The sequence below is a fragment of the Comamonas sp. B-9 genome (assembly GCF_000410635.1).
In the GTDB taxonomy this organism is placed as follows: Bacteria; Pseudomonadota; Gammaproteobacteria; order Burkholderiales; family Burkholderiaceae_C; genus Comamonas.
Genome location: NZ_APCR01000582.1, coordinates 1 through 228, shown reverse-complemented (window position 1 = coordinate 228; position 228 = coordinate 1). Strand labels below are relative to the sequence as shown.

Below are 228 nucleotides of genomic sequence, written 5' to 3'. Positions count from 1 at the left end.
TGGCTGGCTGCCTGCAGGCGGAAGTCCGGGGCCTTCTCGTTGTCCCCCTTGTCGTTGGGCACCAGCTTGACCTTGACGTTGAGCGTCAGGGTGCGAAGCGTGCCGGTGAAGCCGTCTTTGTCTGCGGTGAAGGTGCCGATGTTGGCCATGATGAAACTCCTTTTGGTGGAACAAGGTTCGCGCCCATCGCGTCCTTGTTGTGATCCGGCCGGCGGGGGACGGGCGGGC

The 228-nt window shown here is 63.6% G+C and carries 1 protein-coding gene; it reads right to left on the bottom strand.

Translation table 11 applies throughout. The features are described from left to right. Window positions 1–149 (bottom strand): DUF736 domain-containing protein (locus tag H928_RS30640; RefSeq protein ID WP_021025648.1); only part of this gene is annotated, 149 nt, incomplete at its 3' end. Between the last annotated feature and the right edge of the window lie 79 nt (window positions 150–228).